The 19,340-nt window shown below is 69.2% G+C and carries 16 protein-coding genes; 8 read left to right on the top strand and 8 right to left on the bottom strand.

What is annotated here, in order from left to right; all coding sequences use genetic code 11:
* The first annotated feature begins 2 nt into the window (after positions 1-2).
* Positions 3-2,255, top strand: a complete 2,253-nt coding sequence (locus GBZ48_RS11380; protein WP_174471152.1) for a xanthine dehydrogenase family protein molybdopterin-binding subunit — start codon at positions 3-5, stop codon at positions 2,253-2,255.
* On the opposite strand, the gene GBZ48_RS11375 is transcribed toward GBZ48_RS11380, so the two are convergent.
* The 3 genes from GBZ48_RS11375 to GBZ48_RS11365 form a co-directional block, all read right to left on the bottom strand.
* A complete protein-coding gene (locus GBZ48_RS11375) occupies positions 2,252-2,725 on the bottom strand; it encodes a hypothetical protein (RefSeq protein WP_174471151.1) in 474 nt (157 codons plus the stop codon). The two genes, GBZ48_RS11380 and GBZ48_RS11375, sit on opposite strands and share 4 nt — an antisense overlap.
* A 180-nt stretch (positions 2,726-2,905) precedes the next feature.
* Positions 2,906-3,478: a mismatch-specific DNA-glycosylase gene (locus tag GBZ48_RS11370; RefSeq protein WP_174471150.1), complete on the bottom strand. Its 573-nt coding sequence runs from the start codon at positions 3,476-3,478 to the stop codon at positions 2,906-2,908.
* A 53-nt stretch (positions 3,479-3,531) separates the two neighbouring features.
* Positions 3,532-5,223: an FAD-dependent oxidoreductase gene (locus GBZ48_RS11365; protein WP_174471149.1), complete on the bottom strand. Its 1,692-nt coding sequence runs from the start codon at positions 5,221-5,223 to the stop codon at positions 3,532-3,534.
* A 304-nt stretch (positions 5,224-5,527) separates the two neighbouring features.
* On the opposite strand from GBZ48_RS11365, the gene GBZ48_RS11360 reads away from it, so the two are divergent.
* Positions 5,528-6,493 (top strand): DUF4142 domain-containing protein, encoded by a 966-nt coding sequence (locus GBZ48_RS11360; protein WP_174471148.1) that lies wholly within the window; start codon positions 5,528-5,530, stop codon positions 6,491-6,493.
* A 92-nt stretch (positions 6,494-6,585) separates the two neighbouring features.
* The gene (locus tag GBZ48_RS11355) at positions 6,586-6,819 is read left to right on the top strand and encodes a hypothetical protein (protein WP_174471147.1); all 234 of its coding nucleotides are present in this window, start codon (positions 6,586-6,588) and stop codon (positions 6,817-6,819) included.
* 127 nt (positions 6,820-6,946) lie between these two features.
* Here the strand turns inward: GBZ48_RS11355 and GBZ48_RS11350 are convergent, their stop codons facing one another.
* From GBZ48_RS11350 to GBZ48_RS11335, 4 genes are all read right to left on the bottom strand, one after another.
* Entirely contained in the window at positions 6,947-9,640 is a 2,694-nt protein-coding gene (locus GBZ48_RS11350; protein ID WP_174471146.1) for a TIGR02302 family protein, read from the bottom strand.
* A gap of 198 nt (positions 9,641-9,838) precedes the next feature.
* Positions 9,839-10,777, bottom strand: coding sequence for an EamA family transporter (locus GBZ48_RS36915; RefSeq protein ID WP_174471145.1), 939 nt, complete (start codon positions 10,775-10,777; stop codon positions 9,839-9,841).
* Between the two features lie 107 nt (positions 10,778-10,884).
* Positions 10,885-11,436 carry a DUF2934 domain-containing protein gene (locus GBZ48_RS11340; protein ID WP_174471144.1) on the bottom strand — a complete coding sequence of 184 codons (552 nt, stop codon included), beginning with the start codon at positions 11,434-11,436 and terminating at the stop codon, positions 10,885-10,887.
* Between the two features lie 136 nt (positions 11,437-11,572).
* Positions 11,573-12,190: a hypothetical protein gene (locus GBZ48_RS11335; protein ID WP_246307148.1), complete on the bottom strand. Its 618-nt coding sequence runs from the start codon at positions 12,188-12,190 to the stop codon at positions 11,573-11,575.
* 179 nt (positions 12,191-12,369) lie between these two features.
* Between GBZ48_RS11335 and GBZ48_RS11330 the strand changes: the two genes are divergently transcribed.
* The 5 genes from GBZ48_RS11330 to GBZ48_RS11310 all read left to right on the top strand — a co-directional run bounded on the left by GBZ48_RS11330 (position 12,370) and on the right by GBZ48_RS11310 (position 17,444).
* Positions 12,370-13,959, top strand: a complete 1,590-nt coding sequence (locus GBZ48_RS11330; RefSeq protein ID WP_246307137.1) for a bifunctional aminoglycoside phosphotransferase/ATP-binding protein — start codon at positions 12,370-12,372, stop codon at positions 13,957-13,959.
* Positions 13,960-14,136: 177 nt separating this feature from the next.
* Positions 14,137-15,003, top strand: a complete 867-nt coding sequence (locus GBZ48_RS11325) for a universal stress protein (protein ID WP_174471143.1) — start codon at positions 14,137-14,139, stop codon at positions 15,001-15,003.
* 152 nt (positions 15,004-15,155) lie between these two features.
* A complete protein-coding gene (locus GBZ48_RS11320) occupies positions 15,156-15,416 on the top strand; it encodes a hypothetical protein (protein ID WP_109049467.1) in 261 nt (86 codons plus the stop codon).
* 120 nt (positions 15,417-15,536) lie between these two features.
* Entirely contained in the window at positions 15,537-16,007 is a 471-nt protein-coding gene (locus tag GBZ48_RS11315; RefSeq protein ID WP_174471142.1) for a hemerythrin domain-containing protein, read from the top strand.
* A 225-nt stretch (positions 16,008-16,232) separates the two neighbouring features.
* Entirely contained in the window at positions 16,233-17,444 is a 1,212-nt protein-coding gene (locus GBZ48_RS11310; protein ID WP_246307136.1) for a hypothetical protein, read from the top strand.
* Positions 17,445-17,448: 4 nt separating this feature from the next.
* Here GBZ48_RS11310 and uvrC read toward each other — a convergent pair whose 3' ends face one another.
* On the bottom strand, positions 17,449-19,323 hold the full coding sequence (gene uvrC, locus GBZ48_RS11305; protein WP_174471140.1) for an excinuclease ABC subunit UvrC: 1,875 nt from the start codon (positions 19,321-19,323) through the stop codon (positions 17,449-17,451).
* Positions 19,324-19,340 lie beyond the last annotated feature (17 nt).

Genomic DNA, 19,340 nt, shown 5'->3' with positions numbered 1-19,340 from the left:
CCATGCTGCATCATCTGATCCGTCAGGCCGCCCAACATGGTTTCGGCGACGGGCTGTCGCTTACGCCTCTGCCCGCCCCCTCGCGCCGCGGCTTCCTGAAGGCCATCGGCGCCGGGGCCGGCGCGCTGGTCGTCGGCGCGCATCTGCCGATGCCGGCGCTGGCCGCCGAAGCGGCGCCCAAGATCGTCGGCCCGGCCGACCCGCGTCCGCATGCCTTCGTCATCGTGGCGCCGGACAACACGGTCACCGTGCTGGCCAAGCATCTCGACAAGGGCCAGGGCATCGTCACCGGCCTCGCCACCATCGTGGCCGAAGAGATCGATGCCGACTGGAGCCAGGTGCGCGGCGCCTTCGCCCCGGCTGACCAGAAGCTGTACGCCAATCATTTCTTCGGCGTGCAGGGCACCGGCGGTTCCACCGCCGTGGCCAACAGCTGGGACGAGCTGCGCATGGCCGGCGCCGCCGCCCGCGCCATGCTGGTCGCCGCGGCATCCGCGCGCTGGAAGGTTCCGGCCGGCGAGGTGACGGTGTCGAAGGGCGTGGTCCGCCATGCCGCCAGCAACCGCAGCGCCACCTTCGGCGAACTGGCGGAGGAGGCGGCGAAGCTGCCGGTGCCGCAGCAGGTCAAGCTGAAGGAGCAGAAGGACTATGTGCTGATCGGCAAGCCGGATCTGCACCGGCTGGACCACATCAGCAAGACCAACGGCACCGCCATCTTCTCGATGGACATCCGCCGCCCCGGTCAGGTGACGGCTGTGCTGGCCCGCAGCCCGCGCTTCGGCGGTACGGTGAAGAGCGTCGACGATGCCGCCGCCCGCAAGGTGCCGGGCGTCATCGAGGTGATCAGCCTGCCGGTCGGCGTCGCGGTGATCGCCAAGAATACCTGGGCCGCCATGAAGGGCCGCGAGGCGCTGACGGTCGCCTGGGACGACGCCAAGGCCGAGACCCGCGGCACCGACGCCATGCTGGCCGACTACCGCAAGACGGCGGAAAAGCCGGGCTCGGTCGCGGCGAACAAGGGCGATGCCGACAAGGCCATCGCCGACGCCAAGGCCAAGGGCGGCCATGCGGTGGACGGCGAATTCGTCTTCCCCTATCTCGCCCATGCGCCGATGGAGCCGCTGAACGCCGTGGTGGCGCTGAACCCGGAGGGTGGCTGCACCATCTGGGCCGGATCGCAGTTCCAGACGGTCGAGCAGATGACCGCCGCCCACATCCTGGGCTGCAAGCCGGAGCAGGTGAAGATCGAGACCCAGTGGGCCGGCGGCAGCTTCGGCCGGCGCGCCACCACCAACGCCGACTATATCGCCGAGGCGGTGATGATCGCCAAGGCGTATCCCAAGGCCCCGGTGCATCTGGTCTGGACGCGCGAGGACGACATCAAGGGCGGCCGCTACCGCCCGCTGTTCCTGCACAGGATCACCGCGGCGGTCGACGCCAAGGGTGCGCTCGTCGGCTGGAAGCAGCGTATCGTCGGCCAGAGCTTCATGGCCGGCACGCCGTTCGAGGCGGTGATGGTCAAGGACGGCGTCGACGCGACGATGGTCGAGGGCGCCTCGGACATGGCCTATCCGGTGGCGAACCTCGCGGTCGATGCCCACACCGTCGCCTCGCCGGTCACCACCCTGTGGTGGCGGTCGGTCGGGCACACCCACACGGCTTATGCCAAGGAGGTGATGATCGACCGCCTCGCCAAGGCGGCCGGCAAGGATCCGGTGGCCTTCCGCATGGAGATGCTGAAGGACCATCCGCGTCTGGCCGGCGTGCTGAAGCTGGCGGCCGAGAAGGCCGGCTGGGGCCAGCCTTTGGCGCAGGGCAAGGGCCGCGGCGTCGCCGTGCATGAAAGCTTCAACACCTATGTCGCCCATGTCGCCGATGTGACGGTCGATGCCAAGGGTCAGATCAAGGTGGACCGGATCGTCGTCGCCGTCGATTGCGGCGAGGTCGTCAACCCGGACATCGTCAAGGCGCAGATGGAGGGCGGTGCCGGCTGGGGCATCGGCCACGCGCTGCGCGGCGAGATCACCATGACCGACGGCGTGGTCGATCAGGCCAACTTCGACAGCTATCTGCCGCTGCGGATGTCGGACATGCCGGTGGTGGAGGTCCACATCGTGCCGTCGCACGAGCGGCCGACCGGCGCCGGCGAGCCGGGCGTCCCGACCGTGGCCCCGGCGGTGGCGAACGCCGTCTTCTCGGTGACCGGCCAGCCGTTGCAGACGCTGCCCTTCAGCCGGGGCGGCATCGTCAGTTAAGGCGAGGCTTTGTCCGAGACTGCGACGATCCCGGCCGTCCGCGCAGCGGCTGGGATCGTTGCAGGCGGGATCGTCTCGACCGGGATCGACTTGGAGCGATGGGCAGGCCAGCCATGGTCGACCAGCAGCTTCACCGCAGGATCCAGCAGCACAGGGCCGGCAGGGGCGGGAGTCTCCGCCGGCCCTTTTGTGTGTGGCGCATCGAGATGCAGAAGCCGGGCGAGCTGCCGGGAATGCGCGTCCGTCAAGGGGGACGCGGGAAGCCGTGGTCCCCAAGGGTCTTTCCAGGCTTCTGCCGCAGCGGTCGCCGGCGTCAACACCGTGAGATAGCAGGCCGCCCGCAGAACCCCACCCAGCAGCAGAACGGCCAGCGCCAGGATTGCCCAATGGCGGCGGCGCAGCCGCAGGGCGACTCTGTCGGTCTGCGGTGACTGCTCTTCAACGGGACGGGTTCGGTCGGTCGCGGTCATGCGGGGCATAGCATGGCCCAAGCCGGCATCGGTCCGCCCGGCTTTTCCCGGCGAAATGCCGGGGCAGGGGGAGTGCCCCTCGCATCCCGCCCTGACCGGCCGGCATTCTCCGTCCGGATAATAATCCCTGCCGCCTTCCCAGGAATTGCAACGGAGGCGACATCCCCGTCGGCGATGGGTTCAGACAAGCCGCCGGCGTTCGATCTCCGCCTGCACCTCGCGGAACCAGCGCAGCTTGTCCTCGAAAGGCAGGCGGGCGAGACCGCTCGGCGACGGTACGACCACGTCGGCGACGCCGTCGAACAGGCTGCGCTCCTGCACCCCCCAGGGTGCGTCGGGCAGGCCGGTCGCCGCCAGATAGACGCCCTTGCCGGTATAGGCCAGCACCCGCGGCCGGACGAAACCGACGATCCGCGCCAGCCGCGGCACGCCGCCGCGCAGTTCCGCCCGCGACAGGTCCGCGGCGCTGGCAGTGGCGCGGGCGACGAGGTTGGTGGAGCCGAGGCCGATCGCCGGCAGGGTGACATCCTCCTCCGGCCGGTAGAGGCGCGGCGTTAGCCCGGCCTCGTGCAGCAGGCGCCAGAACTGGTTGCCGCGCCCGGCATAGTGATGGCCGAGCGCGCCGGAGCGCAGGCCGGGATTGAAGCCGACGAACAGGCAGTCGAGCCCCGGCGCCACGATGTCCGGCAGCGGTCCGGCGGGGGGCGGCAATCCCGGCGGGGAAGGGGCCGGAACATCGTCGAACAGGTCCATGGCAATCGCATCCTCTCCGCAAGGGAGAGGAATATAGGACGCCGACGCCCCGCTCAAAGCGAGGCGGCCACCGCGGGTGCGGGCGGACTGCCGCGTTCATCCTGCAACAGGGCCAGGACGCGATCGGTCATGCGCAGGGCCAGCGCCACGATGGTCATGGTCGGGTGGTCGGCGCCCATGGTCGGGAAGACGGAGCTGCCGGCGATGTAGAGGTTGCCCACGCCGTGGACGCGCCCATCGGGATCGACCACGCCGTGGCGCGGCGAGTCATGCATGCGGGTGGTGCCCATATGGTGCCAGCACCAGCCGACATCGGCCATCGTCGCCTCGGCCGTGCTCTCCGCGTCCTCCACCGTGATCAGGCCGCGGCGCAGCAGGTCCTCGCGCAGCAGGCGCTGGGTTTCGCTGGCGCCCCAGCGGTCCTGGGCGGTCAGGCGCCAGTCGACCTTGGGCAGGTTGCGGCCGAACGGGTCGGTGGCGTGGTCCAGCGTCACCCGGCTTTCGGGGTTGGGCACCGGTTCCAGCACCGTTTCCAGGGTGAAGCGGCGGGGCAGCCAGCCCGGATCGATGGTGCTGTCGAACAGCGCATGGGCCAGCTGCGGCATGCTGCGCAGGATGCGCGGGCCGGCGTTGCGCAGCAGGCTTGCCGCCTCGTCCTCCGACACGCCGAAGCGGCGGCAGCGGTGGCGCGACGGCAGGAGCCGCAGGTCGCGCATCGCCTTGAAGGCGTCCAGGGCTGCCGAATGGTAGGAGGCGACCAGATATGTGCGGGAGTTGGGCAGCGCGTGCCGTTCCTGGAGAGCCTCGGTCGGCGACAGGGCCAGCGCGATCGACGGGTGCGGCCGGCGCAGCCGCCGCCGGGCGAGGCACAGGCTGACGTCGTAGAGCGTGCGGTGATGGCCCTGCCGGGTCAGGCGGATCGGCGAGGTCTTGAAGCGCGGGTGATCGGCGAAGTAGCGGCCGACTAGATCGTTGCCGTTGCCCAGACCGGCCGCCTGCACCTTGTTGGACAGCAGCAGGATGCGCGCATTCTCGATGCCGCCGCAGCCCAGCACGAACAGCCGGGCGCCGACGGTGAAGCCGGGGCCGTCCAGGGTGCGGACCTGCACCCGTTCCACCGCACTGGCCGAATGGTTGGTTTCCAGCCCGGTGACGTTGGCGTTCAGGAAGGCGGTGATGTTGGCGGCCCGCCCGATCTCGGCGCGATAGGCCTCGCCCATGCGGATCGGCGGGCTGAGCTGGGCGACGCGGTTCTCGAACGCGCCGCTGCTGCCGTCCTCGTTCTCCACCGGAATCAGTTCGGTCTTCGGCCCGCGGACCTGCTCCATCCAGTAATCGTTGTCGTACTCGAAGGGGCCGAGGCCGAGCACGCTGTGCGAGCGCTCGTAATAGGGCATCATCGTGTCGCGCGGGATCGGCCAGCCGCTGCCGGGAATCCAGGGGCGCTCGGCGAAATCCGTCCGCTCCAGCGGGCGGGAGAAGCCGCCCCAGCAGTTGGTGCTGCCGCCCAGATAGCGGCTGCGCGCGGTGGTCAGCCGCTCATAGGGCAGACCGACGTTGCGGCCGGCGTACAGCGCCTGGGAAATGCCGTCGACCTCCAGCCCGCCGCCTTCCAGCAGGACGACGCTCAAGCTGCCGCCCGCCAGTTCGCGCGCGATGGTCAGGCCGGCGGCACCGCCACCGATCACGCACAGATCGCAGTCGATGTGCGTGCCGTTCAGGACATGGCGGGCGTCACGAAGCAAGCGGGCCTCCGTACTGGGGACATAAGCATACCGGGGTCATCGGGGTCATAAGCCTCCCTTCTTGCCCCGGACGCGTGGCCTAGGCCGAGCACTCATTCGGATATACCCCCGGCGCGTCCCCCTTGGTCCAGAGGCTGCAAAAGCGCGGCACCCCGGACGAACCGGACGGCCCTCGACCGGGAGGGAACGACCGCCGCGCCCAACGGTTGAGAAGGGCAAGAGGGGTGCTTCGGCCCGGCCGCAGGTTTGGCCGTCCGGCACCGGAAACCTTGCAAGTCACAATGCAATTCGAGGAGCCGCCGCTATGAAACGCCACCATCTTCTCGCGACCGCCGCCATGCTCCTGTTCACGGCGCCTGCGCTGTCGCTGGCCCAGACGCCGGCGCCGGCCAAGACCGTGACCGAGAAGGGCCAGTTGGCGCAGCAGGACATGACGTTCGCCGAAAAGGCGGCGATCAGCGACATGTTCGAGATCCAGGCGGGCAAGCTGGCGCAGGATCAGGCGAAGGAACAGGGCGTCAAGCAGTTCGGCAGCCATATGGTGGCCGACCACACCAAGACCTCCGACGCCATGAAGACCATGGCCCGGGAAAAGTCGATGACCCTGCCGACCAAGCTCGATTCCGAGCACCAGCAGAAGCTGGACAAGCTGCGCGGCCTGAAGGGCGACCAGTTCGATTCCGCCTATCTCCAGGGCCAGATGGACGCCCACCAGACCGCCGTCACCCTGTTCCGCCAGCAGGCGGAGAATGGTAAGGACGCCGACCTGCGGCGCTTCGCCGAACAGAGCCTGCCGACGCTGGAGCAGCATCTGCGCCAGGTCCGCGACCTGCGCCCGAATGTCGCTTCCGCTGCCGGCGGTGCCGCCCAGCAAAGCACCAGCTTCGAAAAGATGATGGGCAAGGATGTCTATGGCGAGAACGGCAAGAAGCTGGGCGATGTCGCCGACATCATCCTCGACGCCCAGACCGGCAAGGCCACCCAAGTGATCCTGAACCGCGGCGGCGTGCTGGGCATCGGCGCCAAGCATGTGGCGCTGGACTACAACCTGCTGCGCTCCGACAGCGACCGCCTCGTCGCCCGGCAGGTGACCGAGGATCAGGTCAAGCAGATGGCGGAGTTCAAGTACGACGACACCACCGTCTCGCTGGGCAAGCGCCATGGCACCAGCAGCGACAGCAGCACCGACCACAACACGACCGGCCACAATGCGGGTGCGGCCGGCGGCATGGACAGCACCCAGCCACGCAATCCGCAGCCTAACCAGTAATAATCCAGCAGCGATTTCCTGAAATCCAGCCGCCCGCCGCCGGAAGTCCATTTCCCGGCGGTCCGGGGTGGCCAACCGATGGAGAATACGCGATGGCGAACGCCAGCAAGAAGCACATGAGCCCGAGCGGGCAGGGCAAGGGCACCGGCACCGGGGCCACCACCGACCTGCCGGCCGGCGCCATCGGCGACAACATGGTGCTGTCGAACCGCGACAAGTCCCGTCACTCCGACGCCCGCGGCCTGGACAGCAAGGCCGTGCAGACCGAACAGATGCAGGATCACGCCGCCAACCACAATCCGGACAACGACCGTCCGGAGGAATAAGGGGCAAGGCAGCTTGAAGGCGTCTGTCGGGCGGGACCGGCCAGTGCCGGTCCCGTTTTTTGTGCCTGAGCCACTGAAAGCCAGCCGCTGAAAGCCAGCCGCAGAAAACGCCGCTGAAAGCGGGCCGTCAGAACTGCTTCAGCAGCCGGTCGATGTAGTTGCGCTCCTCCTGCGGGCGTCCGTACTGGCCGGAGCGGCGGCGCAGTTCGTCGAGGATCTCACGGGCGCGCTGGAGTTCAGACTGTTCCGGAATCTTCACGTCGTTGGAATCCTGCATGCCGTAGCCGGACGGGCGGCGGCCAAGCGGGTCGCGGCCCCGGCCCTGGCGGGGCATCTGGCCCTGCTGACCCATCATCGCCGGCCCGCCCTGGCCCATCATCTGCTGGGCCATCTGCTCGGCCATCCCCTGCATGCCCTGCTGAAGCTGTTCCATCGCCTCGGTCTGTGACGGAACCGCAGCACCGGGGGCGCCCTGCTGCAAGGCCTGGGCGGCGTCGCGCATGGCGCGTTCGGCGCGGCCCAGCGGCTGGGGGATCTCGCCGCCCTGCTGTTCACCCATGCGCCGCATCAGCTCGCCCAGCTGGCGCCGCAGCGCCTCCTGCTGCTCGGCCTGCTTCTGCATGGTCGGGCTTCCCGAATTCTGCTGCTGGCCCTGCTGGTTCCGGCGCTGGTTGGGCTGGCGGCCGCGGGGCTGGTCGCCCTGCTGCCCCTGCTGGTCCATCGACTCCTGCGACTGGCGGAAGCTCTGGTCGAGGAGCTGCTGCTGCTGCTGCGCCAGCTTCTGCAACTGCTGCATCATCTCCCAGTTTTGGTTCTGCTGCTGCTGGCCGCTCTGCTGGTTCATCTGGGCCATGGCGCCGGAGCGCATGTTCTCCAGCATCTGCTGGAGCTGGGACAGCATCTGCCGGGCGGCGTCGCGCGACCCCGTCTGCGCCATCTCGCGCATGCGGTCGAGCATCTGCTGCAAGTCATTGCGGTCGGTCATCTTGTCCGCCATCTCCGGCGGGACCATCGGGATCTGCTCGCCGCGCTGCATGGCTTCCAGCATCCGCTGTTCCATGGCGTCCATGAACTTGTCGAGCGCCGCCTGCAACTCGTCCATCAGGCGGTTCAGCTCCTCGTCGGAGGCGTTCTTGTCCAGAGCCTCGGACAGCCGCTTTTCGGCGTCGCGCAGGTCTTTCTCAGCCAGCGACAGGCCGCCGTCCTCGATGCGCAGCGCGGTTTCCCACAAAAGCTGCTGGAGGGCGGGGACGGACTCCGCGCTCTGGTCCAGCATCAGTCGGGCCAGGGCGGTGCGCAGGGACAGGAAGGCGACGATGTCGTTGCCGTAGCTGTCGGGGCGGGCGGAGATCTCCGCCAGCGCGCGGGCGACCTGGACACGGGACTCCTGCGGGCTGCGGGTCAGGATCTTGCGCTGGTTGACGATGGCGCGGGCGACGGGATGGTTGAAGGTGCGCTCCGGCAGGATGATCGCCGCATCTTCCGAGCGGCCGGTCTGGCCGGCCCCATCGGCTGCGGTCAGCCGAACCGTCACCGGCATGCCGGCCCAGGGATGGGCGGTCAGGTCCTGGAAGGCGGTGCCGCGCGCGTCCTTCGGGCGGACGCCGGGGAGCGACAGCGGGAATTCGAGCACCTGCTCGGTGCCGGCCTTGTCCGGCTTGGGTGCGGCATCGGGCTTCGCCGCGCCGGGTGCAGGGGCGGGCGGCGTCTCCGGGGCGAGGCGGATTTGCGCCTTCACCTCGGTCAGGCCGTAATCGTCGCGGGCGGCATAGTCGAGCTTCAACGCGCCACGTTCGCCGGCAGCGGGCGGAGTGGCGTGGGCGATGATCGGCGCGCGGTCGGGCACCACCTGGATCGGCCAGGAGCCCAGCGTGCGACCGCCCTGGGTGACGGCGATGCGGGTGCCGCCGGTCACCGGCTTCTGCACCTGGAAATTGCTGGAGTCCACCGCCTCGAACGGGCCGGTCTGGTCGCCGGCCTCCAGGCTGGGGGTGCCGCTGCCGCCGGTGACGCGGGCGAGAACGAGGCTGCCCTGAGGGATATGGACCGGCTGGTCCGCGGCAGGCGTTCCGGCGGCGGTTTGCTGGGGTGCCGGCTGGGCTCCTGGCTGGGCGGCGGGCTTCGCGGCGGAGCCGGATTTCAGGAAGACCGGCGGCAGGCCGGTGTAGTCGGGCGGGTTGATCCAGAGATCCAGCGTCGCCGCCGCGGTGGCGGTGCCGCCGGCGAACTGCGGGGTCAGTGCGGCGGCGATCCGCGGGCGCCAGTCGCCCCAGGCGGCGGCTCCGGCGACCACCAGAGTCAGGATCACCAGGGCGCGCAGGGCATAACGGTCGTGCGACGGCACCTCGGTTCCCGGCCAGGCGACGCGCAGGCCGCGCATGGCGGCGCGCGTGCGTTCCTGATGCAGGCGCCACAGCGCCTGTGCGGTCGGGTCGTTGCCGGCGGGACGGTCGCGCAGGGTGTGCAGCGGACGGTGGGCGAGGCCGCTGTCCCGCTCCAGCCGGCGGCGGGCCTCATCCTCGACCGGGGTGCGGAAACGCCGGATGCCGATGGTGAGCGACCACAGGAAGGCGGCGGCCAGCACCAGCAGGGACAGCCCATGCAGCCAGCCCGGCAGTAGGATCAGCAGGTTGAGCAGGGCGAGCGCCAGGAAGCCGCCCAGCACCGACAGCGGCGCCCACAAAGCCGGCCCCAGCCGTTCCCACAGCAGCGCCGCGCGCGCCTGGGCAAGGCGGAGCCGGGGTTCCGTCACGCCGTCCGCCGGGTCCGCGGTCCGCCGTCGCTCAGCTCCGGCGTCGCTGCGTCGCTCGTTCTGCTTCATGCCGCCCCCTTCGCGCCGTACGGCAGCCGGTCCGGCATGTCGCCTGCCGCGGACCGGTGTGCTCGCGCGAACCAATCATATAGGCGCCGCCCGGGGAATTTACCCGCCGGTTCGTTCACCTCTAATCGATGGTACAGCCCATCATCGCGGCATGGCGAAACTATGACGCGCGGCGATGGGCTGAAATTTCGTGGAGGATCAGTCGCCGTCGCCGGCCGGCAGCGGCTTGGTCACGGTGGTGCGGCGCCGGGTTTCGCGGTGCAGGATGTAGAGGCCGCTCGCCATCACCACGGCGGCCCCGGCGGCCATGGTCGCGGTCGGCACCTCGCCCCACATGAACCAGCCGAAGATGACAGCCAGCAGCAGCGAGGTGTAGTTCAGCGGTGCCACCACGGCCGCCGGCGCCAGCGAATAGGCGCGGGTCAGCATCAACTGGCCGCAGCCGCCGAACAGGCCGGTCACCAGCAGCAGAAGCCAGTCCATCGGGTCCGGCGTGACCCAGGAGAAGGGCAGCGACAGCCCGAGCAGGACGGTGGTCAGCAGGGTGAAGTAGAAGACGATGGTGTCCGGCCGCTCCGTCCGGCTCAACTGGCGGATGGCGATCATCGCCAGCGCGTTGGTCAGCGCGCCGAACAGCGCGATCATGGCGCCCAGGTTCAGCACGTCGCCGCTCGGCCGCACGATGATCAGCACGCCGGCGAAGCCGACCAGCACCGCGCTCCAGCGGTGGATGCCGACCTTCTCGCTCAGCAGCGGCACCGACAGCGCGGTGAGGAACAGCGGCGCTGCGAAGTTCAGCGCAATGGCGTCGCCCAACGGCAGCAGGTGGAAGGACCAGAACATGGCGATCATGGTGGTCAGCCCGATCAGCGACCGTCCCATATGGCCCCAGGCATAGCGGGTGCGTAGCGTCGTCGCGAAACCGGTGCCGAGATGGATCGCCAGGCAGACCGGGATCAGCGCGAACAGGCTGCGGAAGAACATGACTTCTGTCACCGGGAAGCGGTCCATCAGGAGCTTCGCCAGGACGTTCATCAGCGAGAAGAACAGCACCGACATCAGCATCGCGGCGATGCCGCGGGGCGTATTGTCGACGCGCTCGTGCGTGGGGTGGGTGGTCTGAGGCGGGGCGGTCACGGTGCGCCGAGCCTACCAAGCGTTGCCGCCCGCGTCACGGTGTCGCGACGCGGGCGGTCATGCCGGGGCGGTATGGCGGTGTTGCGTAAACCCGCTTCGGTTGTCCGTCAGGACTGGACCTTGAACAGGCCGGAGACCTCCGCCTCGGCGCGCAGCCAGTGCTCCTGCTCGCGGCCCTCGGGGCGGCCGTCCTCTTCCCAGATCTGATAGGCGCGTTCCTGGATCATGCGGTTGCGGTGGCCGCTCAGCAGCCCCTCGGCGATGTTCATGTTCAGGCGGGCGAGCGAGACCAGCTTGGCCGTCTCGATGGCGCCCTGGGTCGCCAGCATGGTGGTGGACACGACATACTGCGCCAAGTTGCGCAGGTTGGCCTTCACCTCCGGCTCCACCGGGCAGTCGCTGTTCAGCAGGACCGTCTTGATGGCGATCCACAGCTTCAGGTTCTGGTCCAGCGTGACGGTCACCTTGTCCGGCGAGTCCGATTCCAGAAGGGCGCCGGCCGCCTGCAGCAGGACGATGCTGTCCTGTTCCACCGACGCGAAGTTGGTGCGCAGGATGGTGTCTGCCCAGCTTTCCACCGGAGGCTCGAACACCGGCGCAGCGGCGGCAGGAGCGGTTGCGGGAGCGGCGGAGGAGGCGGTCTTGCGCTTGGTGGCCATGGTGGGTTCCCCAGGGAGCGTTCGGTCCGCGTCCACTTGAGCCAACCATGTTTAAAATGCGGTTAAGACGCTACCGTTGCGCGCGTTTTCACCGCACCGGACGCCGCGGCACGATGTCCCGGTCTTGTCCGGGCGGTCACGGGCCGCCGAAGGGCAGGCGGTAGTAAAAGCCGAAGACGTTGTTGGTGCCGGCCGCCGGATCGCCCGCCGAGGCATCGTTGACGATGCGGCTGTAGCCCAGGCTGAAGCGCGACTTGTTGTCGAACTCATAGCCCAATTCCAGCTGCGAGCGGAATTCGGTGGTGGGGGCGCCTTCGCGCCGGGCGGTGGGCAGGGTGCCGGCGCCGACGCTGGGGGTGAAGACGAAGGAGCCGAGCGGCACGTCGACCAGCACGCCGCCGCTTAGGCCCCCGGAAAGGCCGCGGGAAAGACCGGTCACGGCGCTGCGCGGGGTCACGCTGCTGCCGGTGGCCGGTCCGATCCAGGGCTGGATGTTGACATAGGGTTCGATCTGCGGGACCAGCGAAGACCCGATCCGCACCTTGCTGTTCAGGACGGTGAGGTTGCTTTCCGGCGGCAGTTGCTGACTGTAGGCGAGGCCGCCCAGCGCCCAGTTGCCGAACCGGCCGTCGGCGTCGATCGACTCCGCAAGCGCAACTCCGCTGGTCGCAACTCCGCCCCCCGTCAGGGCGAACCCGAGCAGACTGGCGGCCAGGACGGCCGGCAGGCGTTTCCTCTGGTGGCTGCTGCGCATGCGTTTCACGGGCACCCCCCTCCCCACGGCCCTCTTCACGGCAAATCGGGTCGGACCATGAGGTCCGGCCACTATAACGAAGGGGCGTGGCAACTGACCCATGGAGTATCGGCACTACCCCTAGGATGTCGTTATCGCCATCTGCGTTTCAACCATGAAAGCAGGAGCGGGGCAGGATCATGCTCTGTTATTCTATCGTCATGACCGCGCATCCCGCCGAACCGTCTGCCGGCCGGTCTTCCGATGCCGGGCAGCAAGAGGAGGTGATCGCCTTTCTCGGCGATCCGCACACCCATGGCGGGCTGGCGGTCGAGCGGATCGACACCCATGCGGCATCGGTGTTCCTGGCGGGGGACCGGGCGCTGAAGCTGAAGCGCGCGGTGCGCTATCCCTATCTCGATTACTCGACGGTCGGGAAGCGCCATGACGCCTGCGCCGAGGAACTGGCGATCAACCGCCGCACCGCGCCGGCGCTTTACCGCGGCGTGGTCGCCATCCGCCGCGGGGACGATGGCCGGCTGCGGCTGGACGAGAGCGGGGGTGCAGATGGAGCCGTCGACTGGCTGGTGTCGATGGCGCGCTTCCCGGACGAGGCGCTGTTCGACCGCATGGCGGAGCGGCAGGCGCTGACCCCCGCCCTGATGCGCCGTCTGGCCGAGCGGATCGCCGCCTTCCACCGGGAGGCCGCTTCCCGGTCGGATGGCGGCGGGGCGGAGGCGATGCGGGCGGTGGCCGACGGCAATATCACCGATCTGCAGGCCGCTCCGGACCTGTTCCCCGCAGCGATGTTGGAACTGCTGGCGGAGCGCACCGGCGATGCGCTCGACCGGCTGGCGCCGGTGCTGGAGGAGCGGCGGCGGGCGGGGTTCGTCCGTCATGGGCATGGCGACCTGCATCTGCGCAACATCGTCCTGCTGGACGGCGAGCCGACCCTGTTCGACGCCATCGAATTCGACGAGGCGTTGGCGGTGGCCGACGTTTTTTACGATCTCGCCTTCCTGCTGATGGACTTGGATCACCGCGGGCTGCGGCCGTTGGGCAACGCCGTGCTGAACCGCTATCTGGAGGAGACGGGCGATTATGCCGGGCTGGCGGCGCTGCCGCTGTTCCTGTCGCTGCGGGCGGCGGTGCGGGCCAAGGTGTCGGCCGCGGCATTGCGGCTGGAGGGGGCGGCGGACGAGGCTTTGGCCGGGGAGGCACGGTGCTACCTGGAGCAGGCGCTTGCCGTGCTCGACCCGGTGCCGGCGCGGCTGGTCGCGGTCGGCGGGCTGTCCGGCAGCGGCAAGACGCGGCTGGCCCAGGAGATCGCGCCGGACTTGGGACCGCCGCCCGGTGCGGTTGTCCTGCGCAGCGACGTGCTGCGCAAGCGGCTGTGCGGGGTGGCCGACGGCGACCGGCTGCCGGCCGAGGGGTATGGCCCGGCCATGACGGAGCGGGTCTATAGGGAGCTTTACCGGCGGGCCGCGGCGGTGTTGGCCGCCGGTCAGGCCGTGGTGGTCGATGCGGTCAGCGCCCGGCCCGACGAGCGCAACCGGATCGCGGAGGTCGCCGCCGGGGCCGGGGTCCGCTTCGACGGCATCTGGCTAGAGGCACCGCTGACGGAGCGGGTGGAGCGTGTGACCAATCGTCGCAACGATGCCTCAGACGCCACCGCCGAGGTGGTGGAACGGCAGGAATCCTACGATCTGGGGAGCATCGGCTGGGCGCGCCTGGATTCTGGCAGGGTTGCGTCGGATGTGCTGGACGACGCCCGTGCAAGCTTGGCCTAATTCGAGGTGAGACAACGCGTTAAGGGCCATATCTCAAAGGTTGGCGGCCTCCGCCCCGGGCCGCGGACCGCAGCGACGACGGGGCAAATGACGGCAAGGGCGAGAATTGCCCGCCACACCGGCGGGTGGACCGCCGCCGTCCGGGAAGGGCCGCTCGAACCGGTCCGGGAGGAGTCCATGACCTACAAGACCATCCTTGTGCCGCTGTGCGGCAGTGACAACGATCCGGTCGCCCTGAAGGGCGCGGTGGTGGTGGCGCGGGACTTCGACGCCCACCTCGTCGGCCTGTTCGTCCGCCTCGACCCGCGCGATGCCGTGCCGATGCTGGGCGAGGGCATGTCCGGTGCCATGGTGGACGAGATCATGCGCGCGGCGGAGACGGAGTCGAACAACCATCGCGCCGCCGCCCGCCGCCATTTCGACACCGCGGTCGCGGAGGCCGGGTTCGAAATTCGCGATGTCCCCGGCGGGGTCGAGGCGCCGTCCGCCTCCTGGCGCGAGGTGATCGGCCGGATCGAGGACGTCGTGCCGGCGGAAGGCCGCCTGTCCGACCTGATCGTCTGCGCCCACACCTCCATCGAGGCCGACACGCAGGGCTACACCACCATGGAAACGGCGCTGCTGGGTTCCGCCCGGCCGGTGCTGCTGGTGCCGAAGACCCTGCCGGCGGAGATCGGCCACACCGTAGCCGTCGCGTGGAACGGCAAGACGGAGGCGACGCGCGCCGTCGCCGCGGCTCTGCCCTTCCTGCGCAGCGCCGACCGCACCCATGTGCTGACCGCCGAAACTTCGGTTACCGAGGGCGCGACAGGACGTCGCATTGCCCAATATCTCGCTTGGCAAGGGGTTAACCCGGAGTTAACTGTATTGCATCCGGGATCGGAACCCGTTGGGGAGACGGTCACCAAGAAAGCCGTTGAGCTGGGCGCCGACCTGCTTGTCATGGGCGGCTATGGCCACAGCCGGATGCGGGAAATGATCCTGGGCGGTGTCACGCGCTACGTGCTGAACCACGCCGGGCTGCCGGTTCTGATGGCTCACTGATTTTTGCCGGTCTTCGGCCGCGCGGTTTCCCCGCCGCCTTCAGTTGGCGGGGGCCCGTGCGGCTCCGGCATTTGCAGGGATGCCGTTTCAAGCAGGACCGTTCCACGACCCTGCCAGCAGGGCGGTCCGGCCGTTCCCGGGAGGAACGCGCCATGTTGACGATCAAGGACTGCATCGCGCTGAGCGATCTCACCGAAGCCGAGATCGACGCGATTGCCGAACACGAACATGTTCCGGAAATGGTCGCCGTGGAGATGGGCCATTGCCTTGCCCACTGCCCCGGCGGGGCCGACCGCATCGCCCACATCATCGCCGACGACATCGCAGAGGCCTGTGCCCACGGCCAGGTCGCCCATGCGGTGGATCTGATGCACACCCTGCGCGAATTCGTGGAAACGCATCCGCGCGGGTAAAGGTGTAAGGCCATGTTGAAAGGGACGCGGCCGGGAACAGTCCGGCCGCGACGGGGTTCTATTGGCAATCGTTCAACATGCTCACACCACGATTGCCCTCAATTGCCAAGGACCCCGACGATGGCCAGCAAGACCACCGGTACCCAGGCCGACATCTTCGCCCGCATCAAGACCGACCACGACACCATCCGCAGCCTTCTGGACAAGACCGAGAAGGCCAATGGCAGCGGCCGCGCCGTGTTCGAGGAACTGCAGCGCGAGCTGTGGGCCCATTCGAAGGTGGAGGAGGGCGTCTTCTACGCCTCTCTGAAGAAGGTGAAGGAAGCGAAGTCGGAAACCGTCGAGGGGCTGAACGAGCATCACCTCATCAACGGCCTGCTGGACGAGCTGAACGCGATGAAGACAACCGACAGCGGCTGGAAGGAAAAGCTCCAGGTGCTGGGCGAACTGGTCCGCCACCACCTGGATGAGGAGGAAGAGGAGTTGTTCGAGGAGGCCAAGGAGGCCCTGGACGACGACCGTGCCGCCGAACTGGGCAGCGCCTATGCCGAGCGCAAGACGCACATCATGGCCGGTCTGGCGCCGCTGTAAGCCGGTTGGCTCCGCCCTCTCCCAACGGGGGAGGGGGCCGAGTCCGTTCGGTTGCCGTCGGCCGGCAAAGGGGCCATATCAGGGGCCTCTTTGAATTGGCCGGCGGTGTCGATGTCCAAGCGTGCAAGCTCCAACTGTGCAAGCATCGAGCGGGTGCTTTCCCGGCGAGGGATGCGGTTCGGCCGCTCGGCGCTGGCTGCGGTCGCCCTTGGACTATCCGCGCTGATGACTCCCGCAGCCGCAGCGCCGGCTCCGCCGGCGAAGGAACTGGCGCAAAAGACCTGCGGCACGCTGGCCGCGCGCGTCGACGAGGTGCCCGGGCGCGGGCCGCTGTTCCTGCGCAGCTACGACAATTCCTACGCGCCCGGCCCGACCTCGGAGCCGGCGCTGTCCAACGCCGCCTTCACCTACGACAACGCGCTGGCGATCATGGCGCTGACCGCCTGCGGCCAGCGTGACAAGGCGTTGCGCATCGGCGAGGCGCTGCTCGACGCCGTGTCGCTCGACCGTGCCGGCTGGAAGGGGCGTCTGCGCAACACCTATCGGGCCGGCGCACAGAAGCAGCGGCCGATCCCGCCCAACGGCTGGTGGGATGCCGTCGGCAATCATTGGGGCGAGGACCCCTATCAGGTCGGCACCGCCACCGGGAATGTCGCCTGGGCCGGTCTTGCCCTGCTGACGCTGGCCGACGCCACCGGTGAGAAGCGCTTCCGCGACGGTGCGGTCGAACTGGCGCGCTGGGTGGTGGAGCATACCCGCGACCCGCGCGGCCCCGGCGGCTTCAACGGCGGCGTCCAGGGCTTCGACGACGCGCCGCAGCCGCTGACCTGGAAATCGACGGAGCACAACACCGATCTGGTCGCGCTGTTCGCGTGGCTCGGCAAGAGTTCCGGAGACGGTTCGGGCGACGATTTCGCCGGGCCGGAGCGTGAGGCGCGCGCCTTCCTCGACACGCTGTGGACGGCGGGCGGCGACCATTTCCCCATCGGCACCGCGCCGGACGGCGTGACGATCAGCACCTCGACCTCCGGCCTCGATGCGCAGCTCTGGCCGCTGCTGCTGCCGAAGGCGCCAGAGGCGTGGCGGGCGGCACTCGCCTACGCGGAGCGCGCCCATGGCGCCGACGGCGGGTTCGACTTCAACGACGACCGCGACGGCATGTGGGTGGAGGGCACGGCGCAGGCGGCGCTCGCCTACCGCAGCGTCGGCCGCCGCGGCGATGCCGACCGGCTGTTCGGCGAGATTCTGAAGGAAGTCAGCCCCGGCGGCTATCTCTACGCCACCCGGCCGCAGGTGCTGTCCACCGGGCTCGCCATCGGGCCGGACAGCAAGACCGACGACTTCCTCTACTACCGCCGGCCCCATCTGGGCGCCACTGCCTGGGCGGCGCTGGCGGCGCTGGGCTGGAATCCGTTCACGGGGAAGAGTGTGCCGTAACCGCCTATCCGTGGAAATGCTCGTAGAGCTTCCGTGCGATCGCCTCGCTGATGCCGGGGGCTGCCTCCAGATCCTTCAGCCCGGCGGACGCGACGGCGGTGGCGCTGCCGAAATGATGCAGCAGCGCCTTCTTGCGGGCCGGGCCGATGCCGGGGATGCCGTCGATGCGGCTGTGTGAGATCGCCTTCATCCGCCGGGCGCGGTGGCTGTCGATGGCGGTGCGGTGGGCTTCGTCGCGCAGCCTTTGCAGGAAATGCAGCACCGGATCGTTGGGCTCCAGCGTCAGCGGCGGCTGGCCGGGGCGGAAGAAGCGCTCCCGCCCGGCGTTGCGGTCCGGTCCCTTGGCGATGGCGACCAACGGGATGTCGGTGATCTGAAGCATCGCCAGCTCGTCCTTCACCGCGTTCAGTTGGCCGAGACCGCCGTCGATCAGGACTAGGTCGGGCCACTGGCCGGAATCCCGACCGGCATCGCTGCTGCGGTGGAAGCGGCGGGTGAAGGTCTCGCGCAGCATGGCGTAATCGTTGCCGGCGGCCTCGGGATCGCGGATGTAGAAACGGCGGTAGGCATTGCGCTGGAACCCCTCCGGCCCGGCCACCACCATGGCGCCGACCGGGAAGGATCCCTGGATGTGCGAGGTGTCGTAGATCTCGACCCGGCGCGGCGCGTCGGGCAGGCCGAAGACACGCGCCACCCCCTCCAGCAGCGTCGCCTGGGTGGAGCGCTCGGCCAGCCGGCGGCCCAGCGCGTCGCGGGCGTTGGTCTGCGCATGTTCGACCGCGCGGCGCTTCGGCCCGCGTTTCGGACATTCCACGGCGACGTGGCGCCCGGCGGACAGGCTCAGCGCCTCCTCGAGCAGTTCCGCTGATTCGACCGGATCGCTCAGCAGCAGCAGGCCCGGCGGCGGGGTGTCGGCATAGAGCTGGGCGGCGAAGGCGGCCAGGATGTCGCCCGGCTCCTCCTCGGCATCCACGCGCGGGAAGAAGGCGCGGGTGCCCTGGTTGCGGCCCCCGCGGAAGAAAAAGGCCTGGACGCAGGCCGCACCGCCCTCCCGGTGCAGGGCCAGCACGTCGGCATCGCCCAGCGTGTCCTCCAGATTGATGTCCTGGCGGCTTTGCAGCGCGGTCAGGGCGCGGATGCGGTCGCGCCAGCGGGCAGCGTCCTCGTATTCCAGCCGGTCGGAACTGTCGAGCATGTGGCGGGCGAACTCCGCCTGCACCTCCGCACTGCGGCCGGACAGCACGTCGCGCACGCCCTGGACCTGGGCGGCGTATTCCTCTTCGTCGACGCGGCCGACACAGGGAGCGGAGCAGCGCTTGATCTGGTGTTGCAGGCAGGGCCGGGTGCGCGAGGCGAACACCCCGTCGTCGCAGGTGCGCAGCAGGAAGGCGCGTTGCAGGGCGGCGATGGTCATGCCGACCAGATGCGGCGAGGCGTAGGGGCCGAACAGGTCGGACTCGCGACGGTTGCCCTTTCCCGATGTGCCGCGCCGCTCGGCGCTGCCGCGATGATGCATCAGCCGGGGGAAGTCGTGTCCTTTGCCGATGACGATGTAGGAGAAGGAGCGGTCGTCCTTCACCAGGATGTTGAAGGGCGGCAGCAGGCTGCGGATCAGGTTCGCTTCCAGCAGAAGCGCCTCGGCCTCGGTGTGGGTGGTGACGAACTCCATGGAGCGGGTCAGCGACACCATCCGCCGGGTGCGGTTGGGCAGCCCGTCGGTCCGGGTGTAGCTGGCCACCCGCCGCTTCAGGTTCTTCGCCTTGCCGACATAAAGGACCGACCCGTCGGCCGCCAGCATCCGATAGACGCCGGGCGTGTCCGGAAGGGTCGGCAACTGGGCGCGGATCACGTCCGCTCCGCTGCCGGGCACCCCGTCCATAAGCTCTCTCGTTCCCG

Source organism: Azospirillum melinis, assembly GCF_013340935.1.
GTDB lineage: Bacteria > Pseudomonadota > Alphaproteobacteria > Azospirillales > Azospirillaceae > Azospirillum > Azospirillum melinis.
The sequence above is the reverse complement of the archived record's forward strand: the minus strand, read 5'-3'. Positions and strand labels throughout refer to the sequence as shown.

Excerpts from the sequence above, each read along its gene's own strand:
- GBZ48_RS11355 (WP_174471147.1), top strand. The coding sequence starts at position 6,586 with ATGGCGAACGCCAGCAAGAAGCACATGAGCCCGAGCGGGCAGGGCAAG.
- GBZ48_RS11310 (WP_246307136.1), top strand. The coding sequence starts at position 16,233 with ATGACTCCCGCAGCCGCAGCGCCGGCTCCGCCGGCGAAGGAACTGGCG.
- uvrC (WP_174471140.1), bottom strand. The coding sequence starts at position 19,323 with ATGGACGGGGTGCCCGGCAGCGGAGCGGACGTGATCCGCGCCCAGTTG.
- GBZ48_RS11360 (WP_174471148.1), top strand. The coding sequence starts at position 5,528 with ATGAAACGCCACCATCTTCTCGCGACCGCCGCCATGCTCCTGTTCACG.
- GBZ48_RS11325 (WP_174471143.1), top strand. The coding sequence starts at position 14,137 with ATGACCTACAAGACCATCCTTGTGCCGCTGTGCGGCAGTGACAACGAT.
- GBZ48_RS11340 (WP_174471144.1), bottom strand. The coding sequence starts at position 11,436 with ATGGCCACCAAGCGCAAGACCGCCTCCTCCGCCGCTCCCGCAACCGCT.
- GBZ48_RS11330 (WP_246307137.1), top strand. The coding sequence starts at position 12,370 with ATGCTCTGTTATTCTATCGTCATGACCGCGCATCCCGCCGAACCGTCT.
- GBZ48_RS11335 (WP_246307148.1), bottom strand. The coding sequence starts at position 12,190 with ATGCGCAGCAGCCACCAGAGGAAACGCCTGCCGGCCGTCCTGGCCGCC.
- GBZ48_RS11370 (WP_174471150.1), bottom strand. The coding sequence starts at position 3,478 with ATGGACCTGTTCGACGATGTTCCGGCCCCTTCCCCGCCGGGATTGCCG.
- GBZ48_RS11350 (WP_174471146.1), bottom strand. The coding sequence starts at position 9,640 with ATGAAGCAGAACGAGCGACGCAGCGACGCCGGAGCTGAGCGACGGCGG.
- GBZ48_RS11320 (WP_109049467.1), top strand. The coding sequence starts at position 15,156 with ATGTTGACGATCAAGGACTGCATCGCGCTGAGCGATCTCACCGAAGCC.
- GBZ48_RS11375 (WP_174471151.1), bottom strand. The coding sequence starts at position 2,725 with ATGACCGCGACCGACCGAACCCGTCCCGTTGAAGAGCAGTCACCGCAG.
- GBZ48_RS11315 (WP_174471142.1), top strand. The coding sequence starts at position 15,537 with ATGGCCAGCAAGACCACCGGTACCCAGGCCGACATCTTCGCCCGCATC.
- GBZ48_RS11380 (WP_174471152.1), top strand. The coding sequence starts at position 3 with ATGCTGCATCATCTGATCCGTCAGGCCGCCCAACATGGTTTCGGCGAC.